The organism is bacterium (assembly GCA_028821235.1).
Taxonomy (GTDB): Bacteria; Actinomycetota; Acidimicrobiia; order Spongiisociales; family Spongiisociaceae; genus Spongiisocius.
The window spans coordinates 1-19,806 of record JAPPGV010000142.1 but is presented as its reverse complement, the minus strand read 5'-3'; the positions used below and the strand labels follow the sequence as shown (position 1 = coordinate 19,806).

Genomic DNA, 19,806 nt, shown 5'->3' with positions numbered 1-19,806 from the left:
AGGTGAGGTTCGGTGTATCCATCCGCGTTCGACTACTCGGCGCCCGGCAGTCTCGAGGAGGCCCTGGCCACCCTGGCTGAGTTGGGTGACGAGGGCCGGGTTCTCGCCGGAGGTCAGAGCCTCATCCCCATGATGAAGCTCCGGTTGGCGGCGCCGGGCCACCTCGTGGACATCAACCGCGTCGACGAGCTGGCACACATAAGCGAGTCAAACGGCCATCTGGCGGTGGGGGCTCTGGCCCGTCACGCCGACGTGGCCTCTTCGGAGACGGTGAGCCGTCACAACCACACCGTGGCCTCCGCGGCGCCTTGGGTGTCCGATCCGCTGGTGCGGAACCGGGGAACCCTGTGCGGCTCGGTGGCCCACTGCGACCCCGAGGGCGACTGGAACTCGGTGATGCTGGCGGTAGGCGCCTCGGTGGTGGCCCGCTCATCGTCGGGCGAGCGGGTGATTCCAATCACGGACTTCGTGGTCGACTTCTTCACCAACTCGCTCGATCCCGGAGAGATGGTCACGGAAGTGCGGATCCCGGCGTACCAGGGGCCGGCCGGGGGCGCGTACCTCAAGTTGGAGCGCAAGGTCGGCGACTACGCCACCGTCGGAGTGGCCACCCATCTCGTGCTCGACGGTTCGGGGAACGTTGCGCAGGCGGGCCTCGGCCTGACCGCCGTTTACGGCCACAATCTGAAGGTCACGGAGGCGGAGGAGATGATGGCCGGGCAGGCCCCCGGACCGGAACTGTTCGCCGAGGCGGCGGCCATCGCGGCCCGCGCCTGCGATCCCGATGACAACGTTCGGGGTCCGGCCGAGTACAAGAGGGCCGTGGTAGCGGAGTACACCAGGCGCGGGTTCGCCCAAGCGCTGGCCCTGGCGAGAGGGGAGGGCTGATGCAGATCACCGTCAACATAAACGGTGCCAGCGAGACCCGGGACGTAGAGCCCAGACGCCTGCTGGTCGACTTCATCCGCTCGGATGCGGGCCTCACCGGGACCCACATCGGCTGCGACACCTCCTCCTGCGGTGCTTGCACCGTCCTCCTGGACGGCCGGCCGGTCAAGTCCTGCACGGTGCTGGCGGTCCAGGCTGACGGCAGCGAGGTGAAGACAGTGGAGGGTCTGGCCGAGGGTGGCGAACTCCATCCGGTCCAGGCGGCCTTCAAGGAGCACCACGGCCTGCAGTGCGGCTTCTGCACACCGGGGATGATGCTGGTGGGCAGTGCCCTGCTCGAAGGGAATCCGGATCCGACCGACGAGGAGGTCCGCTGGGCCATATCGGGCAACATCTGCCGCTGTACCGGCTACATGAACATCGTGACTGCCATCCAGGCCGCGGGCGGAGAGGGGAGCTGAAATGACCACGGTTCACGAACCACGCACCAGCCCCGAGGTCGGCGGTATCGGGCACTCCGTCCGCCGCAAGGAGGACGACCGGTTCATCCGGGGCGCCGGCAACTATCTGGACGACCTGAACCTTCCGGGGATGCTTCACATGGCCATCCTCCGTTCCCCGGTGGCCCACGCCAGGATCAACTCGATCGACTCGTCTGCGGCGATGGAGATCGAAGGGGTGCTGGCCGTGATCACCGGCGAGGCCCTGGCAGCACACGGCCTGGCCTGGATGCCGACCCTCTCGGGCGACACCCAGGCGGTGCTGGCCACCGACAAGGTCCGGTTCCAGGGACAGGAGGTGGCGGTGGTGATCGCCACCCATCCCTACATCGCCCATGACGCCCTGTCGCACATCGATGTGGACTACGAGGAGTTGGAGGCCATCACCAGCCCCCAGCAATCCCTTGCCACCAGCACCCTCATCCGGGACGAGAAGGAGGGCCAGACCGACAACGTCGCCTACACCTGGGAGGCCGGCGACCAGGACTCGACCGATGCCGCCTTCGCGGCGGCGGCCAGGGTGGTCAGCCTGGACACCCATTACCCGCGATCCCACCCGGCGCCGCTGGAGACGTGCGGGGTGGTGGCGGATGTCAACTCCATCACGGGCCAGGCCACCATCTACATGACCAGCCAGGCGCCCCATGCCATCAGGACGGTCTTCGCTCTGGTGGCCGGGCTTCCGGAGGAGAAGATTCGGATCGTCACCCAGGACATCGGGGGCGGTTTCGGCAACAAGGTGCCGGTGTATCCGGGCTACGTGGTGGCTACGGCCGCATCCCTCTTGATCGGGAAGCCGGTCAAGTGGATCGAGAGTCGTACCGAGAACCTGATCTCGACGGGGTTCGCGCGCGACTTCCACATGCATGCCGAACTGGCCCTGGACGGGGACAACCGGATCACGGCCATGCGGGCCGGCATCCTGTCCGACCAGGGCGCTTTCTTCTCGGACGCGCAGCCCACCCAATTCCGGGCCGGTCTGTTCCACATCTGCACCGGGAGCTACGACTTCCCGTCCGCTCATGTGACCGCCAAGGGCGCCTACACCAACAAGGCGCCCGGTGGCGTGGCCTACCGGTGCTCGTTCCGGGTAACCGAGGCCTCCTACCTGATCGAGCGGCTGGTTGAGAACGCCGCCCACGAGGTGGGGATGGATCCGACCGACTTCCGGGCGCTCAACTTCATCAGGGAGGACCAGTTCCCCTACCTGTCCCCGACCGGGTTCGTATACGACTCCGGTAACTACCACGGGGCGATGGACAAGGCGAAGGAGATGATCGGCTACGACGGATGGCGGGCTCGCCAGGCCGAGCAGAACGCCGACCCGGACGCCACCAAGCTGATCGGCATCGGTGTGGCCTCCTTCACCGAGGTGGTGGGGGCCGGTCCGTCGCGCCAGTACGACATCCTCGGTCTGAAGATGTTCGACTCCGCCGAGTTGCGGATCCATCCCACCGGCAAGGCCATCCTGAAGCTGGGCGTCCAGACGCAGGGGCAGGGTCACGAGACCACCTTCGCCCAGATCGTGGCGGAGGAACTCGGCATCCCCTACTCGGACATCAAGGTGATGTACGGCGACACCGACAACACTCCCTACGGCCTCGGCACCTACGCCTCCCGTTCCACCCCGGTGGGTGGGGCGGCCACGGCGGTCGTGTCCAGGAAGATCCGGGCCAAGGCGCAGAAGCTGGCCGCCCACCTTCTGGAGGCCGCCGAGGAGGACCTGGACTGGGAGCCCGGTAAGTTCACTGTCAAGGGAACCGACCAGAGCGTCACGATCCAGGAGGTCGCCTTCGCCGCCTACACCAACCATCCGGTGGGTATGGAGGCGGGCCTCGAGGGCGTCACCTACTACGACCCGCCCAACATGACCTATCCGTTCGGGACCTACATCGTGGTGGTGGAGGTCGACACCGGCGACGGCACCTGGAAGGTGCTGGAGATGGTGGCGGTCGACGACTGCGGCGTGCGTATCAACCCGATGATCGTGGATGGGCAGATAGCGGGCGGTCTCACCGAGGGCTTCGCCAAGGCGAACATGCAGTGGATCACCTTCGACGATGACGGCAACTGCATCGGGTCGAACTTCATGGACTACCTCGTGCCAACCGCGTGGGAGACCCCCCGCTACCAGCTGGGCGAGACGGTGACTCCCTCCCCGCACCACCCGATCGGGGCGAAGGGTGTGGGCGAGTCGGCCACGGTCGGATCTCCCGCCGCTTTCACCAACGCGGTCATCGACGCCCTCTGGTCGAAGGGGGTGTCCAACATCGACATGCCGGTGCTGCCGCACCGGGTGTGGGGCGCCCTCAACGGAGTGGAGGCCAGTCCCTGAACCTCAGGATGCGATGAGCATCCTCCGGCAGGCGGCCCGGCTCTACGAGGAGGGTCGGGCGTTCGCGCTGGCCACCGTCACGTGGTCGCGCGGGCCGTCGTCCGGCAAGGGCGGTTCCAAGGCGATAATCCACCCGGACGGTCGGGTGGAAGGCTGGCTGGGAGGCGCCTGCGCAGCCCCGACCGTGGTTCGCCATGCCTTGGAGGCGCTTCGGGATGGCGAGGCGCGGGTGCTGATGCTGGGGGAGGCCGACCGGCGGCCCGGCGTGACGGACGTGGCTATGGCCTGTGACAGCGAAGGAGCGATGGAGGTGTTCGTGGAACCGGTCCTCCCCTCTCCTCACCTGGTCGTCGTCGGCTCCTCCCCGATGACGGGGACCCTACGGCGGATAGCCGAGGTGGTCGGGTGGCGGGCCGAGGCCGTCACCGACGTCGGGGACATCGGCCGGGCAGGCGAGCGATCCTACGTCGTGGTCGCCACCCAGGGACACTTCGACGAGCCGGCCCTGGAAGCCGCCCTCGCCACGCCTGCCGCCTACGTGGGCCTGGTGGCCTCCGAGAAGAGGGCCTCGTCGGTGCTCGCCTGGCTCCGGGAGCGGGGAGTGGGAGCGGATGCCTTAGCAAGAGTGCACGCTCCGGCCGGTGTCGACCTGGGGTCGACCACCCACGAGGAGATGGCTGTGTCGATCATGGCCGAGCTGGTCGCCTTCAAGGCGGCAGGGGCCGGCGCCCAGGTGGTGGAGGTGGTGATACCGCCTCAGGCGGTCGATCCGGTGTGCGGGATGCTGGTGGACGTGGCGAGGGCCGGATTCGTCAGCCACCATGCCGGAGAAGACGTCTACTTCTGCGCCGCCGGCTGCCGCCGCGCCTTCGAGTCGGATCCCTCCGCCTATCCCGGTAAGCGTTAGCCCCGATATATCCTCCTTCGGAGGGGGTAGCCCAAGGCCGGGCTACAACAAACCGGTAGGAATCGGGAAAGGGGAACTCGATGAAGATGCGCCGGCTCATCGTTGCCGTTCTGGGACTGCTCGCTCTCGTGGGGATGGCGGCATGCCAGGGAGAGACGCCCTCCGCGGTGGGACAGCAGGCAGCTGCTTCGATGTCGGGTACCGACGGAGCCGCACTAGGCACTGTCGTCCTCGCGGAAGGACCCAACGGTGTCCTGATCTCGGCTGACGTGACGGGGCTTTCCCCCGGAGCGCACGGATTCCACATCCATGATGTGGGCGCTTGCACGCCCGATTTTTCCGCGGCGGGCGGGCACTTTGCCCCTGGCGGGGAAGGTCATGGCTTCCAGCACGAGGACGGGTCCCACGCCGGAGACCTGCCGAACCTCTACGCGGGTGCGGATGGAGTTGCCCGGGCCGACGTCTTCACGAACAAGATCACACTTGCGGCCGATGCCGACACGTCGATCTTCGATGCGGACGGTTCCGCCATCATCATCCACGCCAAACCCGACAGCTACGGCCCCGACCCTGGCGCGGGCGACCGCGTCGCCTGCGGCGTCATCCGGCGCGCATAGTCCGCCGGCCCCGACGCCGGGCGGTCAGTCGTAATCGAAGACCTCTCCGGCCAGCACTTGCTCCAGGGAAGCCTGGGGGTAATGGCCGTCGGGCCAGTCGGCCAGTTGGATGAGGGTGCCGTGGGCGCTCGATGGATGGATGAAGCACTCGCTCCAGCCGCCCGGATTGGTATGCAAGCCGACCACGTCCATCCCGGCTTCCTCCGCTCTCCTGGCTGCCTCGGCCACCGAAGACACCTTGAAGGTGAGATGGTGCATCCCCTCCCCTCGCGATCGCAGGAAGCGCCATAGGAAGCAGTCATCGGTCACGGGCGCCAATACCTCGATCTTCGTGCCGCCCGGCAGCCGGTACTGGATCCACCGGAATCCCCGCCGCTGGTTGTCTGCCCCCGTGAGGAAGGCGCCGCCGAGCAACTCCAGCGACTCGGCCGCCGCGGCCGCGTCACGGACCCCGATGGCCACATGGTCGAAGTACTCGATCAGATCGCTGAGGGGCTCGAGGTGTTCGGGAAGATCAGGCATAGGGTGCCTCCAGGATGCCTACAATTCTGTTCATATGCATGATATAGTGAGCTATCATGGACTTGTCACATCCTATCAATGCTCTGTCGCCGGGTCTCACAGGGGCTGTGCTCGAGGTGCTTTGCCGGACGACCCGTCCACTTTCCGGACGAGCGGTACAACGACAACTTCCGAGGTCCGCCAGCCAGGCCGGGGTCCAGAAGACGTTGGATCGGCTGGCCGCCGAGGGGTTGGTCACCCAGACGGCAGCGGGTCGATCGATTCTCAACCTGCTGAACCGCGATCATGCCCTGGCATCGGCTGTCCACGAGGTGGTTGCCGTTGGTGACGACATACCGGCTCGGATCGCCGAGATTGTAGAGACCCACGCGAAGGGTGTGTCGATGGCCCTGCTGTTCGGATCGGTTGCCCGCGGCGAGGCCGGCCCGGGGAGCGACATCGATCTGTTGCTCATCTGGCCTGCCGGTACCGAAGAGCCGGTGTTATGGTCCGCGGCGGCCGAAGTCGCCGTAGGCGTGACACGACTCACCGGCAACCCTTGCACCCCGTTGGTATACACCGACGAGGATTACGCGGCTCTGCCCGAACGAGCCCCCGGGTTTGCCGAGTCGCTTGCCCGTGAGGCCGTCACTCTCATACCCGCCGCGTGAGGCGCCGCGGCACCAGGCGTGTGCCATGTGGCCGGGCATTCGCGGACACTCGCCTGAAGCAGGCCGAAGCCTTTGCGCTGGTTGCCGATCTCGACCCTCTGTCGGCGGATGGGCCGCTCCGTTCGGTGGCGGTGAGCAATGCCGTGCTAGCCGGGATCGCTGCGGTCGACTCGATCTGTTGCAGGTACCTCGGACAGCGCTCGGCTGCCGGTCACCACTCAGGTGCTCTGGTGCTGTTGACGGATGCTCCTGGTGGAGGCCAGGACGCCGGAGCTCACTTGATTGCTCTACTGGCCATGAAGAACATGGCCCAGTACGAGGACAGGCATCCTTCGGTGCCCGAAACGAAACGTGCCATACGGGCGATGAGAGCACTGATACGAATCGCGCGCCTGCCTTGACCTGAGCTCCCTGTCGCGAGCGCCCGTGCTCGCATAGCCGGCCGAGCACGGTGTGGCCGGATAGGTCCGGCTGTAGCCGCGCAAGTTTCCCCGTCCCATGGTCATCCCACGGCGTTGGGTGAGCGCAAAGAGATGCCGACGCCTCCACCTGGAGACGTCGGCATCCGTAGTCGGTGGGTCCGGCGCGAAGAATCGCCGACCGGACCATTTGTCTGTCTAGTTACAGGCGGGGAGACCCTCGGTCGGACCGATGTGCCGCTCGTAGACCTCGTCGAGCGTGCCCCTCGAGATGTAGTAGGCCAGCCAGCCGTTCAGGTAGTTCAGCCACACGACCTCACCGCGGGGGAGGGCCCATGCCCCGTACTCCTCTGCGACGAACGGCGCGTTGGGGTTCAGCACGCTGGTGCTCGGGTTCTCCGCTACGAACGGAAGGGCGAGGTACTCCTCGATGACGATGGCGTCGGCCCTACCCGAGGCGACTTCGAGCAACGCAGGCGCCTGATCGAGCTCCACGAGTTCCGCGTTCGGGAACCGGGTCTCGGTGAGGCTGGCCGCGGTCGAACCGATCAGGGCGGTCATGGTCACGCCACTGCTGTTCAACTCGCTGATGTCGTTGATCCCCGAGTCGTTGTTCACCACGACGACCTGGCGGTAAGGAACGTACGGGCATGTGAACCAGAGCTGCTCGAGACGAGCCGGACGACCGACGAGACCTACCGACACCATGTCGAACTGGTTGGCGATCAGGCCCGGGATCATCGCGTCGAACTCGAGGTTGGAAATCTCGAGCGTCACTCCGAGATCCTCGGCGAGCATGTTCATCAGGTCCACGTCGTACCCGGCGGGGTTCCCTGCGTCATCGATGTACATCTGCGGCGGGAACTGGAGGACCATACCGACGTGGAGGGTTCCGCGATCCTTGATCTCGTCCAGCAGGTTGCCGTCGACGACGCCCCCGCCGGATGCGTCCATGGATGACTCGAGTTCCACGATCCTGGCCTCCATGGCGGCCATGTCTGCGGCCATCTGACCATCGCCGGCCGCTGCGTCGCTGCCGCCACCATTGTCGGCGCAGGCGCCCGCGAGCATTGCTAGTGCAAGTACCGGGACCAGCCACTTCATGCGGCTCTTCATACTCTGTCTCCTCCCTAGGATTCGATGTGTTTGCGAGTGACCGGCTGACCGTGAGACAAGCCACGATCATCCATCCATCTGCGAGTTGTGACGTCCGAGTTGTGACGTCGACCAAGTCATCCTACATTGCCGTAGCCGTCCCGGACGATTTGGATTCACGTTCAGATGCGACAGCCTCCTGGATCGTCCTCAGACGTACCCCCCTGCGCCGGGCGAGGGGTGACCTCACTCTGGCGGTGAGGACGTCCACCAGGGCAAACCGCTTCTCGAGGTACTTGACTCCGAAATACGCCGCGGTGGTGAGTATGAGGTAGAAGATAACCGCGCCGAGATACACCTCGAAGTAGCGGAATGTCCTGTTGGCCATCACGCTGCTCACGCGGAAGAGCTCGGGTACACCGATTATGAAGACCAGAGACGAGTCCTTGATCATGCCGATGAACATGTTGCCCGTGGGCGGGATGACGATGCGGATGGCCTGCGGCAGCACCACCCGGAAGAAGGTCTGGGGACGGCTCATACCCACCGACAGGGCCGCTTGGGTCTGCCCGTCGGAGACCGCCTGGATGCCGCCGCGGAAGATCTCGCCCAGCCAGGCGGAGTATTGAAGGGTGAGAACCAGGATCCCGGCCTGGATGGCTGAGATCTTGACGTCAAACTGGATCGCTATCCCGTAGTACACGAAGACTACGAACACCAGCAGGGGGATAGCCCGGAAGATGTTGATGTAGGCGGCCACGATCGGGGCGAGAAGCCGATTCTTCGACATGCGCAGGAGAGCAACCCCCAGGCCGAGTACGGTCGCCAGCGCGAAAGCGACGATGGCGATGAATACGGTGAGCCTCACTCCGCCGAGGAAGGCGTCCCGGTTATCCCAGATGAACTCGGGCCTGAAACGCGCCTGCGCGAGTATCCACACACCAAAGTCGAACATCAGAGGATTGCCTCGAAGAAGGCTCTGGTGCGCGGCTCCCTGGCGTCGCTGTAGAGCTCCTTGCCCCCCGACTCCACCACCAGGCCATCATCCATGAATATGTTGAGATCCCCGGCTTCCCGGGCGAATCCCATCTCATGGGTTACCACCACCATCGTCATGCCCGACTCCGCCAAGTCACGCATGACGGCCAGCACCTCGCCTACCAACTCGGGGTCGAGAGCCGAGGTGGGTTCGTCGAACAGCATCACCTTGGGTTCCATGACCAGGGAGCGGGCGATCGCCACCCGCTGCTGCTGGCCGCCCGACAGCTGTGACGGGAAGGCGCCCAGCTTGTCGAGCAGGCCCACCCGGTCGAGGTAGGTGGCGGCCTTGTGCTCGGCCTTGTCGCGCTTCATCCCCCGCACCCGCCGGAGGGCCAGAGCCACGTTGTCGAGCGCGGTGACGTGGGGGAACAGGTTGAACTGCTGGAACACCATGCCGATCTGCTGGCGGAGGAGCCGCGCCTTGCCACGGGGCAGGTCCTCGCCTTCGATGCCGGGGCCGTATTCCTTGCCGTCGAACCAGACCGAACCGGAATCGGGGGTCTCCAGGAGGTTGGTGGTTCTGAGCAGCGTTGACTTGCCGGATCCGGATGGCCCGAAGATGACCACGTGCTGGCCCTGTCCCACCGTCAGGTCGATGCCTCTCAGGACATGGTTGGTATCGAACGACTTGTGGATGTTGCGTAGCCGGACGACGGGCCGGGCGTCCTCGGTCTGGCTCATCCTTCCGCTACATGTCCATCGGGGTCTCGCGAACCTGGGCCTGGTATCCGTGGCGGTTCAGCAGGTTCACGAGAGCGTCCTCGGCGAACCTGAGCCCGTCGTGCATGCCGAGCCGGTAGGCGCTCTGGCCCTTGGCGTCGTTGTAGTCCAGTTCCTGCCGGACCCGCTCGATGAGATGGAGGATCCCCCGTTCCGGACTCTCGCCGGGTTCGGAGACACGGGCCCTCTGGTCGGCTTGCAGTGAGTTCCCGGGAGGATGTGACACGTGATCTCGGATCTGCTCAGGACACGCCGGCGGTGGCGGAGCGATACGCATCGGCGACGGCGTCGATCCCCTCGGGGTCGAAGCCGGTGACCGTCCGGTCCCCGTAGACCAGGTAGGGCACGATCAGGTCACCGGTCAGGGCGAGCAACTCGCTGCGCGCTTGCTCGCTCTGGCGGATGTTGCGGTCGTCGAACTCGACGGAGTTGGCCTCCAGGTAGTCGCGCACCCGGCAGCACTCCTGTCAGGTCGGGGTTCGTGCGTCGGTGTTGAGGCTGTAGAGGATGGGGTGCTCCACCGGTATCTCCCTCGGTCGGCTACTCCGATCTCGCCACTATAGAACATCGGCCCGTCCGGACCGCGCTTGCCCGGCCACGGATCGGCGCCGTTTGTAGGATGCGGCGCCAGGTATCGGAGGGAGGAATCGGCTATGGCGGTAGCTCTGGTGACAGGCGCCGGCTCGGGTATCGGGACGTGCGTGGCGGAAGTGCTGGCGAGTCGTGGAGATCAGGTGGTCTGCGCAGACCTTGACGGCGCTCGCGCCGCCGAGGTGGCTGACCGGATCGGGAACGCGATGGCGGTCGCTGCCGACGTGACCGACCCGGCCGCATGCGACTCCATGGTGGAGGCAGCCGTCAACCGGTTCGGAGGTCTCGACACCGCGGTCACGTGCGCAGGCATCGAGATGGGCGGGGATTCCATCGATTTCGATCTCGCAGCCTTCCGCCGCATCGTCGATGTCAACCTCACCGGCAGCTTCCTGACCGCCCAGCGGGCCGCGCGGGCCATGGTCGACCAGGGGAACGGAGGCGCCATCGTCCTGATCGGCTCCATCAACTCCAAGGTGGTGCTCCCCGGGACTGCTGCCTATGCATCATCCAAGGGCGGGGTGTTGTTGCTCGGCCAGGCGTTGGCGGTGGACTTCGCCCGGCACGGCATCCGTGTCAACACTGTCGGCCCGGGTGTAACCGACACGCCCATGAGTGCGGTGAGCCTGGCCGATCCCGGGAGGCGGGCCAAGCTGATGGGACGCACCCCGCTGGGGCGGCCCGCCCATCCCCGCGAGATCGCCGAGGTGGTGGCCTTCCTGACCTCGGACGGTGCCAGCTTCATGACCGGCGCGTTCGTGCCGGTTGACGGGGGATGGCTGGCCTCGTAGGTAATAGCTAATAAGTAATAGCGACTAGTGCTGATTAGCAACTAAGGACTAGAGACTAGCTGATCGCCACGTCCACTACCAGGCGTTTGCCCAGGGTCCCTGAGGCGGCGATCTCCGCCAGAGCTGCCGGTACCTGCTCCAGGGTGATGGTCTCTCCCGTCAGCGCGGTGAGGTCGAGGCTGCCGGCGGCGTGCAGGCGGTTGCCGGTCACGAAGTCCTGGCGGGTGAAGCCGAAGGTGGTGATCAGCGACACCTCCCTCGACAGGAAGTCACGGAGGAAGCTGTCGAACGTGATCGATGTCCTGCCCTCGCAGATGCCCATCAGCAGGACGATCCCGCCCCGGCGAACTGCATGCACCCCGAGGGCCACGCTGTTGATGTGGCCGGCCGCCTCGAACACGATGTCGGCTCCGGCCGGGGGGCCGAGGGTGTCCCTGACCATTCGCGCCGCCTCCCTGGGCTCGACGCCGGACACGTTCACCGCCCCGTCGGTCCACGGGGCTGCCGCCTCCAGGCGATCGTCGGCAATGTCGACCGCCACCACCGAGGTAGCACCCATCGCCCGGGCTACCTGGCAGATGGTGAGGCCGATGCTGCCCACTCCGGTCACCACCACCCGGTGGCCTCCCCGGACGCCGGCCCGCCGGGAGGCATGGACCGCAGCCGGTACGGCCGATCCCAGCATCACGGCCTCCTCTACGGGAGTCCCCGGCTTGATGGGGAACATGTGGGATTCCGGAACCGCTACGTAGTCCGCGAAGCCACCGTCGATGTTGATCCCCAGGTGCCGCATCCACGGGCAGATCATGTCGTCGCCGCGGATGCACCACTCGCACACCCCGCAGCCGACCACTGCGTCGACTATCACGACCGATCCCGGCTGTGGAGCGGCGTCCGACGAGACCTCCACCACCTCTCCCACTATTTCGTGGCCGAGTATGCGGGGGAATCCGAGAGTGTCGAGCATGCCGGCTGCCATCTGAGCCTGGAACAAACCGGCAGCGGAGGCGATAGTGCGGATCAATCCCCAACCGGGAGGCGTCTCCGGCACCGGGATGTCCTCGAGCTCGAACCTACCCCCCTCGTACATCCCGAGAGCTCGCATCTGTCGATCCCTCAACGAGGTAGTCGAGACGTTCAGTCGATGACGCCGGCCGTGTCGAGCTCCCAGATCAGCTCGCTGAACTGATAACCGCCCGGCACCCAGCGCTTCCTTGAGTACTGGATGTTGGGGTTGTAGGCGAGCGCTATGTGCTCGTCGAGGTCGCAGAAGTTGGAGGAGAACTCCACGTCGGGGGCGTTGTCACGCAGGTAGTCGCCGATGGGGCAGTTGAGCCGCAACACGTACTTGACCATGTTGCCCTCATCGTCGTAGTAGCGCTCGGTGTCCAGCTTCGGCGACCACTGGAAGTAGCCCCAGAACTCTTTGAAGAAGTTGTTGAGGTTGAGCCGCTCGCCCTTTTCGCGGGTCTTGGCGGCCATGTCGGCGCCCATCTGGTCACCCTGCCGCTTGCGGGCCCTGGCTACGGCCGCCCGGCCCGCCTCATGGCCCAGCTCGAGCTCCATGGCGTCGGCGAGTACCGAGAAGATCTTGGTCTTGGCGTGGAACTCGGCCTCGTTGGCGTCCCAGCCCTTCTGGATGGGGTCGTCGGCGGAGACCTCGCGATAGTGCTCCATGTAGCGCAACTCGCCTTCGAGGTCGGACTTGCGCTTGGTCTTGGCGAGCCGGTCGCCCGGTGCGTCATCGATGGCGTCGGCCAGTTCCTTCAGTTCGGGCTGGGCGATGTCGACCCGTGCGTACTCGCTCATATCCGCGTTTACCTCCATTTCAGACGGTTATTCCGGGGTTCCGTTGACCACAGCCTACCGCCGGGACCGGACCGCCCGGCCGAGGGCTGCCCCGGTGGATGGTCTACTGCCAGTCGGCTCCGGTCTGGAACAGCTCAAGGATCAGGCCCCCCACCTCACGGGTGTCGAAGTAGGCGAACTTGCCGCCGTCCTCCAGGATGGCCGAGGAGATCACCTCGAAGCCCAGGGCGGTCAGGGCTTCCACATCGCGGTCCAGGTCATCGGTATGGGCACACAAGTGGACCACTCCCTCGCCGTGGGTCTTCAGGAATTCCATCTGGATGCCATCGCCCGACACGGGTTGCAGCAGTTCGAACTCCACGTTGCCCATCTGGGTGATCAGGCCCTTGACCTCCACGTCGGGACAGTCCTTCCCGTAGATCTTGCGCTCCAGGGCGTGGGCGGACGGACCTTCCACGAAAGGCCCTACACCGATCCGCTCGTAGAAGGCGGCGGCCTTCTCGATGTCGCGCACCACTACGCCTACCTGATACGTCCTCGACCAGAGGTCGTCCCGGAGTGCTGGCTTGTCGGCCACCGATCTCTCCTAACCTTGTCGCGAAGCAACCCCGCATGGGTGCGGGGATGCAGTCCAGCCGGACCGAGCGAGAGGATACCAGCATGACCCAGCCCATCGACCCGGCCGATCGGGCCGCCATAGTCGATCTCGTGTATGCCTATGCGTTCCATTTCGACCAGAACGAGCCGGAGAAGCTGGCCGATCTGTTCACCACCGATTCGGTGATCGACTACGGGCCGGAGTTCGAGAACATCGTCGGGTGCGATGCCATAGTGGGCGCCATCCAGCCGGGACTGAGCAACCTCTTCTCCTCCTCGGCGCATCACATCACCAACCCGCGGGTCTGGGCCGACGGTGATGACGAGGCGACCGGCACCTTTTACATCTACGCCTGGCATATCTACCACGACAGGCCGGGCGACGGTGAGATGTGGGGGCAATACCACTGCCGGTTCAGGCGGACCGGAGAGGGATGGAGGATCGCCGAGTTCACGCTCAAGGTGATGGGCATGAAGAACTTCCACCGTGACACGATGCATACCATCGGGCGGCGTCTCTGACCATGAGCACGGTTCTGCTGGTCGGGGTCGGGGACCTGGGCGGCTGGGCCCTCGAGTTCCTGGCCCGCAGCCCGGGGGTCGACCGGATCGTCACCACCAAGCGGAGTCCGTGGGGAGCCGCCTCGAGAGTCGATCTGGCCATGCTGGGGTCGGCCTTCCAGGGCCACCACAAGCGCTTCGACCACTACCAGGCGGATCTGGCCGACGAGGAGGACATGGCGCGGCTCCTGGGGGAGGTCAGGCCGGACGTCATCATCCACTCGGCCACGGTCCAGTCGCCCCGGGTGTTCATGAACGCCGACATCGACGAAGGGCTCAGGGCGACCATCCGGGCGGCTACCTTCAGCCTGTGGCTCCCCTGGCATCTGCTGCCCGCCAGCCGGTTGGTCCGGGCGGTGGATCGGGCCGGGATCGAGACCGCCATCGTGAACACCTGCTTCCCCGATGTGGTCAACCAGGCGCTCTGGAGTCACTTCGGGCACGGCCCTATCGCCGGCGCCGGCAACGTGGAGGTCAGCGCCGCCACCGTGCTCCGATACGCCATGGAGGCCACCGGCCTGCCGGCCGCCGCGATCCAGGTGTCGCTGGTGGGGTCGCACGCACTCATGGCCTACGGCGCGGCGCGGGTGCCCCATCACCTCCGGATCGAGGTCGAGGAGAGGGATGTGACCCCCGAATACGACCTGGCCTCCATCCTGTCGTCCTGGCCGTCGCGGATTGACTGGGGGCGGACCGGCTGGTTCTCGCTCTTCGGCGCCTCGGCGGTGAAGAACGCCCTGGCACTGGTCGGGCCAGAACCGGTCCGGACCCACGTCTCCGGTCCGATGGGCCTGCCCGGTGGTTACCCCGCCGTTGTCTCCGCCGGCAGGGTGGATCTCGACCTGCCGGCTCCGCTCACCAGCGATGAGGCGGTGGCGATCAACAACGAGGCGGCCCGGTTCGATGCCATCGAGCGCGTCGAGGGTGACGGGACTGTGGTTTACACTCACGAGGCACTTGGAGCCATGGAGGATCTGGGCTACCGATACGAGGCCGTGGAGTTCGATGACTTGGCCGACCGGTGCCGGATACTCCAGGACCTGTACCGGCGCCTGGTCACAAGGAGGGACTGAAGAATGTCCAGATGGGCCCATGGTCAGCGACAAAACCCCAGTTCACAGCATCGGGGGCTAACCCATCCCCGTCTCTTCCAGCGCCGTCCTGGGAGCGAAGGCCGTGCCTGAGTTCATCCGCAAGCCCCTGGAGGGCCTGTTCCCGCTGATACCTCTGAGCCTCCACGAGGATCAGGAGATCGACTTCGAGGGGGTTCGCAGGAGCATCGAGTTGGTGGCCGCCTCCGGCGCGCCGGGGTGCATCGTCTTCGGCTCCATGGGGCAGATGACCAGCGTAACGGAGAAGGAGTTCGACGCCGTCTGCGAGATGGCCGTGGCCACGGGTCACAGCGCCGGTATCGCGGTGGTTGTGGGCAGCACCGCCTCCTACCAGCGGGAGGCGATCCGCCGGGCGCGGGTCGCCGAGCGGGCCGGCGCGGACGGTTCCATGCTGGCTGCGCCCTACGCCCTCCCGGTTACCTCCGACTGGGCGCTCCGCTTCTTCATAGAGGTGGCCGGATCGCTGGACGGCGAGATGGCACTCATGCTGTACAACTACTCGCCCCTCACCGGCATGAACCTGACCGCGCAGATGTGGGAGACGCTCCTCGACATCCCGAACATCAAAGCCATCAAGGAGTCCAACACCTTCCTGCCGCACTTTGACGAGATCCTGATCACCATCGGCGACCGCATCAACGTGTTCGCCGGCAACGACCCGGCCTTCTTCCATGCCTCGACCCTCGGCGCCGCCGGAGCCACCGGCATCTTCAGTTGGGCGGGACTGCGGGCCGGCACCCGCTTCGTGGACGAGTGCCGCCGCGGCAACCATGACGATCCGTGGGTGAGGAGCGTTTTCGCCGCCCTCCAGCACTTCTCGGCGGCCATCCGCCGGCCCGACATGCCCTCCATGCTCAGCTACGAGCACGGCTACCTGAATGCCATCGCCGGCCTGGGCGGCGCCCGAACCGGTGTCCCCCGGAAGCCCTACGGACCGCTTCCCGAGGCAGCCATGGTCGAACTCAAGGTTGCCGCCGCGGCGCTGCAGGATCTGGACGCTGACCTATGACCTCCGACCGGCGCGGTCCGGGAGAGATCCTGGTGGTGTCGAGGAGCGAGGTAGACAGCCTGCTGTCCCCGGCCCGATGCCTCGAGCGATGCCTGGAGACCTTCCGGTGGGTGGGAGAGGGCCAGATCGAGCAGACCAACCCGGTCAACCTCTACATCCACGACCGGCTCGGGCCCGAGCCCCCCTTCGGCCACGGCGTCGTCCAGGCCTTCCCGGCGATGATCCGGCCGCTGGACCGGGCGGCGGTGAAGTGGCTGTCGAGCTTCCGGATGAACCCGAAGCGCGGCCTGCCGGCCATCTCGGCGCTGGACCTGGTGACCGACACCGACACGGGCATGCCGCTAGCCCTGGTGGACGGAACCTCGGTGACCAACGCCCGTACCGGTGGCCACTCCACGGTGGGGGCCATGTACCTGGCCAGGCCGGACTCGAGCCGGTTGGCGATCATCGGCTGCGGGCACGAGGGCCGCACGCATGCTCTCACGCTCAACGAGCAGTTCCCGCTGGAGCAGGTGGTCGCCTTCGACATCTACGAGGAGCAGGCCAACCGTTTCGCTGACGAGATCGCAGCCAGGATCGGGGTACCCGTCGTGGTGGCGCCCGATGTCGAGACGGCTGTGGCCGACGCGGACATCATCTGTGTTGTGACCACCGCTCCTCGTCCGGTACTCATGGAGGAGTGGGTTCCGGCCGGGGCGCATGTCTGCGCGGCTACCGGGTTCCGTGATGTCGATCCGGGCTGTGCCACCTCCTTCGACAAGTGGGCGGTCGGCTGGTACGGGCGCGACCTGGCCTGGGTGGAGGGTGAGGAGGTGGGCCGGATCGGGGGTCTCCGGCCCGGTGCTCTCTCCAGAGCCGACATCTTCGGAGACATCGCCACCGAGATCATGCCGGGCCACAAGCCGGGCCGGGAGGATGACCGGGAACGCACCATCATGACCCACATGGGGATGCCCGCCCTCGACGCGGCGGTGGCCTCGCTGGTCTACGACCTGGCATTGGCGGCCGGCGCCGGCACCTGGATCGAGGTCTTCTAGGTGGGCACAGAGTCGGTGATCGCCGAGCCTGCGATTCCCGAGCGGGAATCTCGGGTCAACATGGATGCCCTACGAGAGGCGGTCGACTTCCTGCGCCCCGCCTTGCACGCCGACGGTGGCGACCTCATCCTGATGGACGTGGACAGCGAGGGAGTGGTGGCGGTCGAGCTCGTAGGCGCCTGCGGTACATGCCCGCTCTCGGTGGTCACGATGACCGCCGGGATCGAAGCCCTGTTCAAGCAGAGGGTCCCGGGGGTGACCGGAGTGGTAGCCCGAACCCCGACCGTCCAGCTACCCGGCTACGACTGAGTCCAACCTGTGACTACAGCGAGAGCGCCGTCGGGCTGGCTGTCCTGGTTGACCAGGTTCCCCTCGATGCGAGCCACCCGCTCGGAGAGTTCCTGGGCCTTGTCGGCGAGTCCTGAACCTTGTTGGTGATTATCTCGTTCTTCGGCAGGCTTCAGCGCGCCAGCCGGACCTCGGCGTCGATCTGGACCCGGGCGCCCTTCCAGAGGAAGGCCACGCCGTAGCTGATGCGCGCCGGGTAGGGGACCGGGAAGCGCTCCCCGTAGATGCGGTTCATGGCGTCGAGGTCATCCTCGTTGACGAACTGAACGTTGGTGTGGACCACGTCGGCCAGCGTCGCTCCCACCTCGGCCAGGATGTTCTCAAGATTGGTGATCGCCTGGTGGAACTCGGCCTCGAAGCCGCCCTCCACGAAATCTCCGGTGACGGGATCCCGCCCGATCTGGCCGGTTATCCACGCGGAGTCGCCATGGACACGGATGTGCGGGTAGGGACCGCGCGGCTCGGGAGCGTCTTGGCTGGTCACGGCTTGTTCGGACACGGGCATTCCTCCTCGGGGGTTGCGAATCTGGTGGCAGGCCGGCGGGCCAATGTCTAGGCGGATCGCCGGAGCAGGTTCAGACCGTCCCGCACCCGGTCGGGCGCGGTCCAGTCCGCCGAGGTCACGACTTCGGTGACCCCTTGCCTCGCCAGATCGGCGAGTTGCTCGGCCAGGGGCGCCACCGGCCCGGGTGTCTGGACGGCCAGCCGGGTGGGGGCTTTCCGTCCCGCCGCAGCGGCTTCGATCCGGATGGATTCGATGCTGTTACCGATCCGGGCCGGGTCGAGTTCGTCCGTGTAGGAGAAGCCCAGCCAGCCGTCGCCTCGGCGAGCGGTACGGCGTAGCACCGGCGGCGAGTCCCCACCCACCAGGATGGGCGGTTCCCGGAGCGGGGTGGGGTAGCAGCGGATCCCCTCGGGGACCTCGTAGTGGGCGTAGCTGCGGGCGGCGGGGGTGCCGGTCCAGCAGTCCCTCAGGATGTCGATCCAGTCGTCCATGCGGGTTCCCCGGTCTTTGAACGGCGCGTCCAGGGCGGCGAATTCCTCTGCCAACCATCCAACGCCGACCCCCAGCACGAACCGACCTCCGGATATCACGTCAAGAGTGGAAACCTGCTTGGCCAGGACGATGGGGTTTCGCATCGGTGCGATCAGCACGCAGGTGCCCACCTCCACGTGGGTGGTGACCGCGACCGCGGAGGCCAGCGCGATCAGCGCGTCGAACATCGGGTGGTCGAGATCCCAACGCATCACCCCGTCAGCGTCGAACGGGTATGGCGAGGCAGCGCCGGCGACCATGACTACATGGTCGGTGTTCCAGATCGAGTCGAAGCCCATGCGCTCGGCCATCCGGGCTGCGTCCGTGATCGATACCGGCTGGTCGGCGCCGTAACCGGGCAGGGTGACCCCGATCCTCATGTCAGCCAACCTCCGTCGACCACCAGGACGTGGCCGGTCACGTAGGAGGCGTCGGGGGAGGTCAGGTAGTCCACCGCCGCCGCCACGTCTGCGGGCTGGCCGAGACGGCCCAGCGGGATGTGGGTGGAGGTCTGGGCTTGGGACGCCTCCTCGCCCAGCACCGCGCGGACCAGGTCGGTGTCAACCGTGCCCGGCGCGACCGCGTTGACCCGGACGTTGTGCTTGGCGAGTTCCCGGGCGGCGGCGATGGTGAGGGTACGCACCGCCCCCTTCGAGGTGTCGTACGGGACCATCGGCATGGTGGAGGCCGAGAATGCCGAGGTCGAGGCCAGGTTGACTATCGATCCGGTGCGGCGGGGGATCATGACCCGGGCCGCTGCCTGGATACCGAAGAAGACGGCTCGGAGGTTGAGGGCCATCAGGCCGTCGAAGTCCTCGGGGGTGACCTCCACCAGCGGCTTGATCCATCCGGTACCGGCGTTGTTGACCATCGTCTCCAGAGGCGCCTGCTCATCGACACGGGCGACCGCTTCCCCGATGGCGGCGACATCACACACATCCAACGGCAGGGGGCGGACGTCGAGACCGTCGTCCCTGAGTTCGGAGGCTGTCTGTTCCGCTCGGGCGATGTCGGCGATGAACACCGTGTCGCCCCGCCGCGCCAGGCGCTCGGAGATGCCCCTTCCGATGCCTCGGGATCCACCGGTTACCAGCGATGCGCGGGGAGCGCCGTTGTCATGGGGCAATAGGACGACTCCCGGTGATGGACGGCAGGGGCGCGGTCATCCTAGTGGTCTGTCTGCGAAACAACCGGGTGCTCTGGCGGCCATCGGCGTCCCGT

General features: G+C 66.3%; 24 protein-coding genes. 12 read left to right on the top strand and 12 right to left on the bottom strand.

Annotated elements, in window-relative coordinates:
- Positions 1-12: 12 nt before the first annotated feature.
- The 5 genes from OXK16_14385 to OXK16_14365 all read left to right on the top strand — a co-directional run bounded on the left by OXK16_14385 (position 13) and on the right by OXK16_14365 (position 5,247).
- Positions 13-888: a xanthine dehydrogenase family protein subunit M gene (locus tag OXK16_14385; protein ID MDE0377132.1), complete on the top strand. Its 876-nt coding sequence runs from the start codon at positions 13-15 to the stop codon at positions 886-888.
- Positions 888-1,349, top strand: coding sequence for a (2Fe-2S)-binding protein (locus OXK16_14380; protein MDE0377131.1), 462 nt, complete (start codon positions 888-890; stop codon positions 1,347-1,349). The genes OXK16_14385 and OXK16_14380 overlap by 1 nt, the downstream gene beginning before the upstream one ends.
- Before the next feature lies 1 nt (position 1,350).
- Complete coding sequence (locus OXK16_14375) at positions 1,351-3,723, top strand: aerobic carbon-monoxide dehydrogenase large subunit (protein MDE0377130.1); 2,373 nt, start codon at positions 1,351-1,353, stop codon at positions 3,721-3,723.
- 13 nt (positions 3,724-3,736) lie between these two features.
- On the top strand, positions 3,737-4,630 hold the full coding sequence (locus tag OXK16_14370; GenBank protein MDE0377129.1) for an XdhC family protein: 894 nt from the start codon (positions 3,737-3,739) through the stop codon (positions 4,628-4,630).
- Positions 4,631-4,710: 80 nt separating this feature from the next.
- Entirely contained in the window at positions 4,711-5,247 is a 537-nt protein-coding gene (locus OXK16_14365; protein MDE0377128.1) for a superoxide dismutase family protein, read from the top strand.
- A 24-nt stretch (positions 5,248-5,271) separates the two neighbouring features.
- Here the strand turns inward: OXK16_14365 and OXK16_14360 are convergent, their stop codons facing one another.
- On the bottom strand, positions 5,272-5,769 hold the full coding sequence (locus OXK16_14360) for a VOC family protein (protein ID MDE0377127.1): 498 nt from the start codon (positions 5,767-5,769) through the stop codon (positions 5,272-5,274).
- Between the two features lie 56 nt (positions 5,770-5,825).
- Here OXK16_14360 and OXK16_14355 point away from each other — a divergent pair, with 56 nt between their 5' ends.
- Entirely contained in the window at positions 5,826-6,419 is a 594-nt protein-coding gene (locus OXK16_14355; GenBank protein ID MDE0377126.1) for a nucleotidyltransferase domain-containing protein, read from the top strand.
- 617 nt (positions 6,420-7,036) lie between these two features.
- Here the strand turns inward: OXK16_14355 and OXK16_14350 are convergent.
- The 5 genes from OXK16_14350 to OXK16_14330 all read right to left on the bottom strand — a co-directional run bounded on the left by OXK16_14350 (position 7,037) and on the right by OXK16_14330 (position 10,146).
- Entirely contained in the window at positions 7,037-7,954 is a 918-nt protein-coding gene (locus tag OXK16_14350) for a transporter substrate-binding domain-containing protein (protein ID MDE0377125.1), read from the bottom strand.
- A gap of 121 nt (positions 7,955-8,075) precedes the next feature.
- Entirely contained in the window at positions 8,076-8,888 is an 813-nt protein-coding gene (locus tag OXK16_14345) for an amino acid ABC transporter permease (protein ID MDE0377124.1), read from the bottom strand.
- Positions 8,888-9,655 (bottom strand): amino acid ABC transporter ATP-binding protein, encoded by a 768-nt coding sequence (locus tag OXK16_14340; protein MDE0377123.1) that lies wholly within the window; start codon positions 9,653-9,655, stop codon positions 8,888-8,890. Before OXK16_14340 ends, OXK16_14345 begins: the two co-directional genes overlap by 1 nt.
- A 7-nt stretch (positions 9,656-9,662) precedes the next feature.
- Positions 9,663-9,920: a hypothetical protein gene (locus tag OXK16_14335; protein MDE0377122.1), complete on the bottom strand. Its 258-nt coding sequence runs from the start codon at positions 9,918-9,920 to the stop codon at positions 9,663-9,665.
- 16 nt (positions 9,921-9,936) lie between these two features.
- On the bottom strand, positions 9,937-10,146 hold the full coding sequence (locus OXK16_14330; protein MDE0377121.1) for a glutaredoxin family protein: 210 nt from the start codon (positions 10,144-10,146) through the stop codon (positions 9,937-9,939).
- Between the two features lie 201 nt (positions 10,147-10,347).
- Here OXK16_14330 and OXK16_14325 point away from each other — a divergent pair, with 201 nt between their 5' ends.
- Positions 10,348-11,076 (top strand): glucose 1-dehydrogenase, encoded by a 729-nt coding sequence (locus tag OXK16_14325; protein ID MDE0377120.1) that lies wholly within the window; start codon positions 10,348-10,350, stop codon positions 11,074-11,076.
- Positions 11,077-11,131: 55 nt separating this feature from the next.
- Here the strand turns inward: OXK16_14325 and OXK16_14320 are convergent, their stop codons facing one another.
- The 3 genes from OXK16_14320 to OXK16_14310 form a co-directional block, all read right to left on the bottom strand.
- Positions 11,132-12,181: an alcohol dehydrogenase catalytic domain-containing protein gene (locus OXK16_14320; GenBank protein ID MDE0377119.1), complete on the bottom strand. Its 1,050-nt coding sequence runs from the start codon at positions 12,179-12,181 to the stop codon at positions 11,132-11,134.
- 32 nt (positions 12,182-12,213) lie between these two features.
- A complete protein-coding gene (locus tag OXK16_14315; GenBank protein MDE0377118.1) occupies positions 12,214-12,885 on the bottom strand; it encodes an L-2-amino-thiazoline-4-carboxylic acid hydrolase in 672 nt (223 codons plus the stop codon).
- 103 nt (positions 12,886-12,988) lie between these two features.
- Positions 12,989-13,462, bottom strand: coding sequence for a VOC family protein (locus OXK16_14310; GenBank protein MDE0377117.1), 474 nt, complete (start codon positions 13,460-13,462; stop codon positions 12,989-12,991).
- 83 nt (positions 13,463-13,545) lie between these two features.
- Between OXK16_14310 and OXK16_14305 the strand changes: the two genes are divergently transcribed.
- The 5 genes from OXK16_14305 to OXK16_14285 all read left to right on the top strand — a co-directional run bounded on the left by OXK16_14305 (position 13,546) and on the right by OXK16_14285 (position 17,510).
- The gene (locus OXK16_14305) at positions 13,546-14,004 is read left to right on the top strand and encodes a nuclear transport factor 2 family protein (protein MDE0377116.1); all 459 of its coding nucleotides are present in this window, start codon (positions 13,546-13,548) and stop codon (positions 14,002-14,004) included.
- A gap of 2 nt (positions 14,005-14,006) precedes the next feature.
- The gene (locus OXK16_14300; protein MDE0377115.1) at positions 14,007-15,116 is read left to right on the top strand and encodes a hypothetical protein; all 1,110 of its coding nucleotides are present in this window, start codon (positions 14,007-14,009) and stop codon (positions 15,114-15,116) included.
- Between the two features lie 103 nt (positions 15,117-15,219).
- Entirely contained in the window at positions 15,220-16,164 is a 945-nt protein-coding gene (locus OXK16_14295) for a dihydrodipicolinate synthase family protein (protein MDE0377114.1), read from the top strand.
- A complete protein-coding gene (locus tag OXK16_14290; GenBank protein ID MDE0377113.1) occupies positions 16,161-17,201 on the top strand; it encodes an ornithine cyclodeaminase family protein in 1,041 nt (346 codons plus the stop codon). The genes OXK16_14295 and OXK16_14290 overlap by 4 nt, the downstream gene beginning before the upstream one ends.
- 60 nt (positions 17,202-17,261) lie before the next feature.
- Positions 17,262-17,510, top strand: coding sequence for a NifU family protein (locus OXK16_14285; GenBank protein ID MDE0377112.1), 249 nt, complete (start codon positions 17,262-17,264; stop codon positions 17,508-17,510).
- Between the two features lie 151 nt (positions 17,511-17,661).
- Here OXK16_14285 and OXK16_14280 read toward each other — a convergent pair whose 3' ends face one another.
- Genes OXK16_14280 through OXK16_14270 form a run of 3 tightly spaced genes read right to left on the bottom strand, consistent with a single transcriptional unit; the run spans position 17,662 to position 19,711 of the window.
- Positions 17,662-18,048, bottom strand: a complete 387-nt coding sequence (locus OXK16_14280) for a Rid family hydrolase (protein MDE0377111.1) — start codon at positions 18,046-18,048, stop codon at positions 17,662-17,664.
- A gap of 53 nt (positions 18,049-18,101) precedes the next feature.
- Positions 18,102-18,965: a TIGR03619 family F420-dependent LLM class oxidoreductase gene (locus tag OXK16_14275; protein MDE0377110.1), complete on the bottom strand. Its 864-nt coding sequence runs from the start codon at positions 18,963-18,965 to the stop codon at positions 18,102-18,104.
- The gene (locus OXK16_14270) at positions 18,962-19,711 is read right to left on the bottom strand and encodes a glucose 1-dehydrogenase (GenBank protein ID MDE0377109.1); all 750 of its coding nucleotides are present in this window, start codon (positions 19,709-19,711) and stop codon (positions 18,962-18,964) included. Before OXK16_14270 ends, OXK16_14275 begins: the two co-directional genes overlap by 4 nt.
- Positions 19,712-19,806 lie beyond the last annotated feature (95 nt).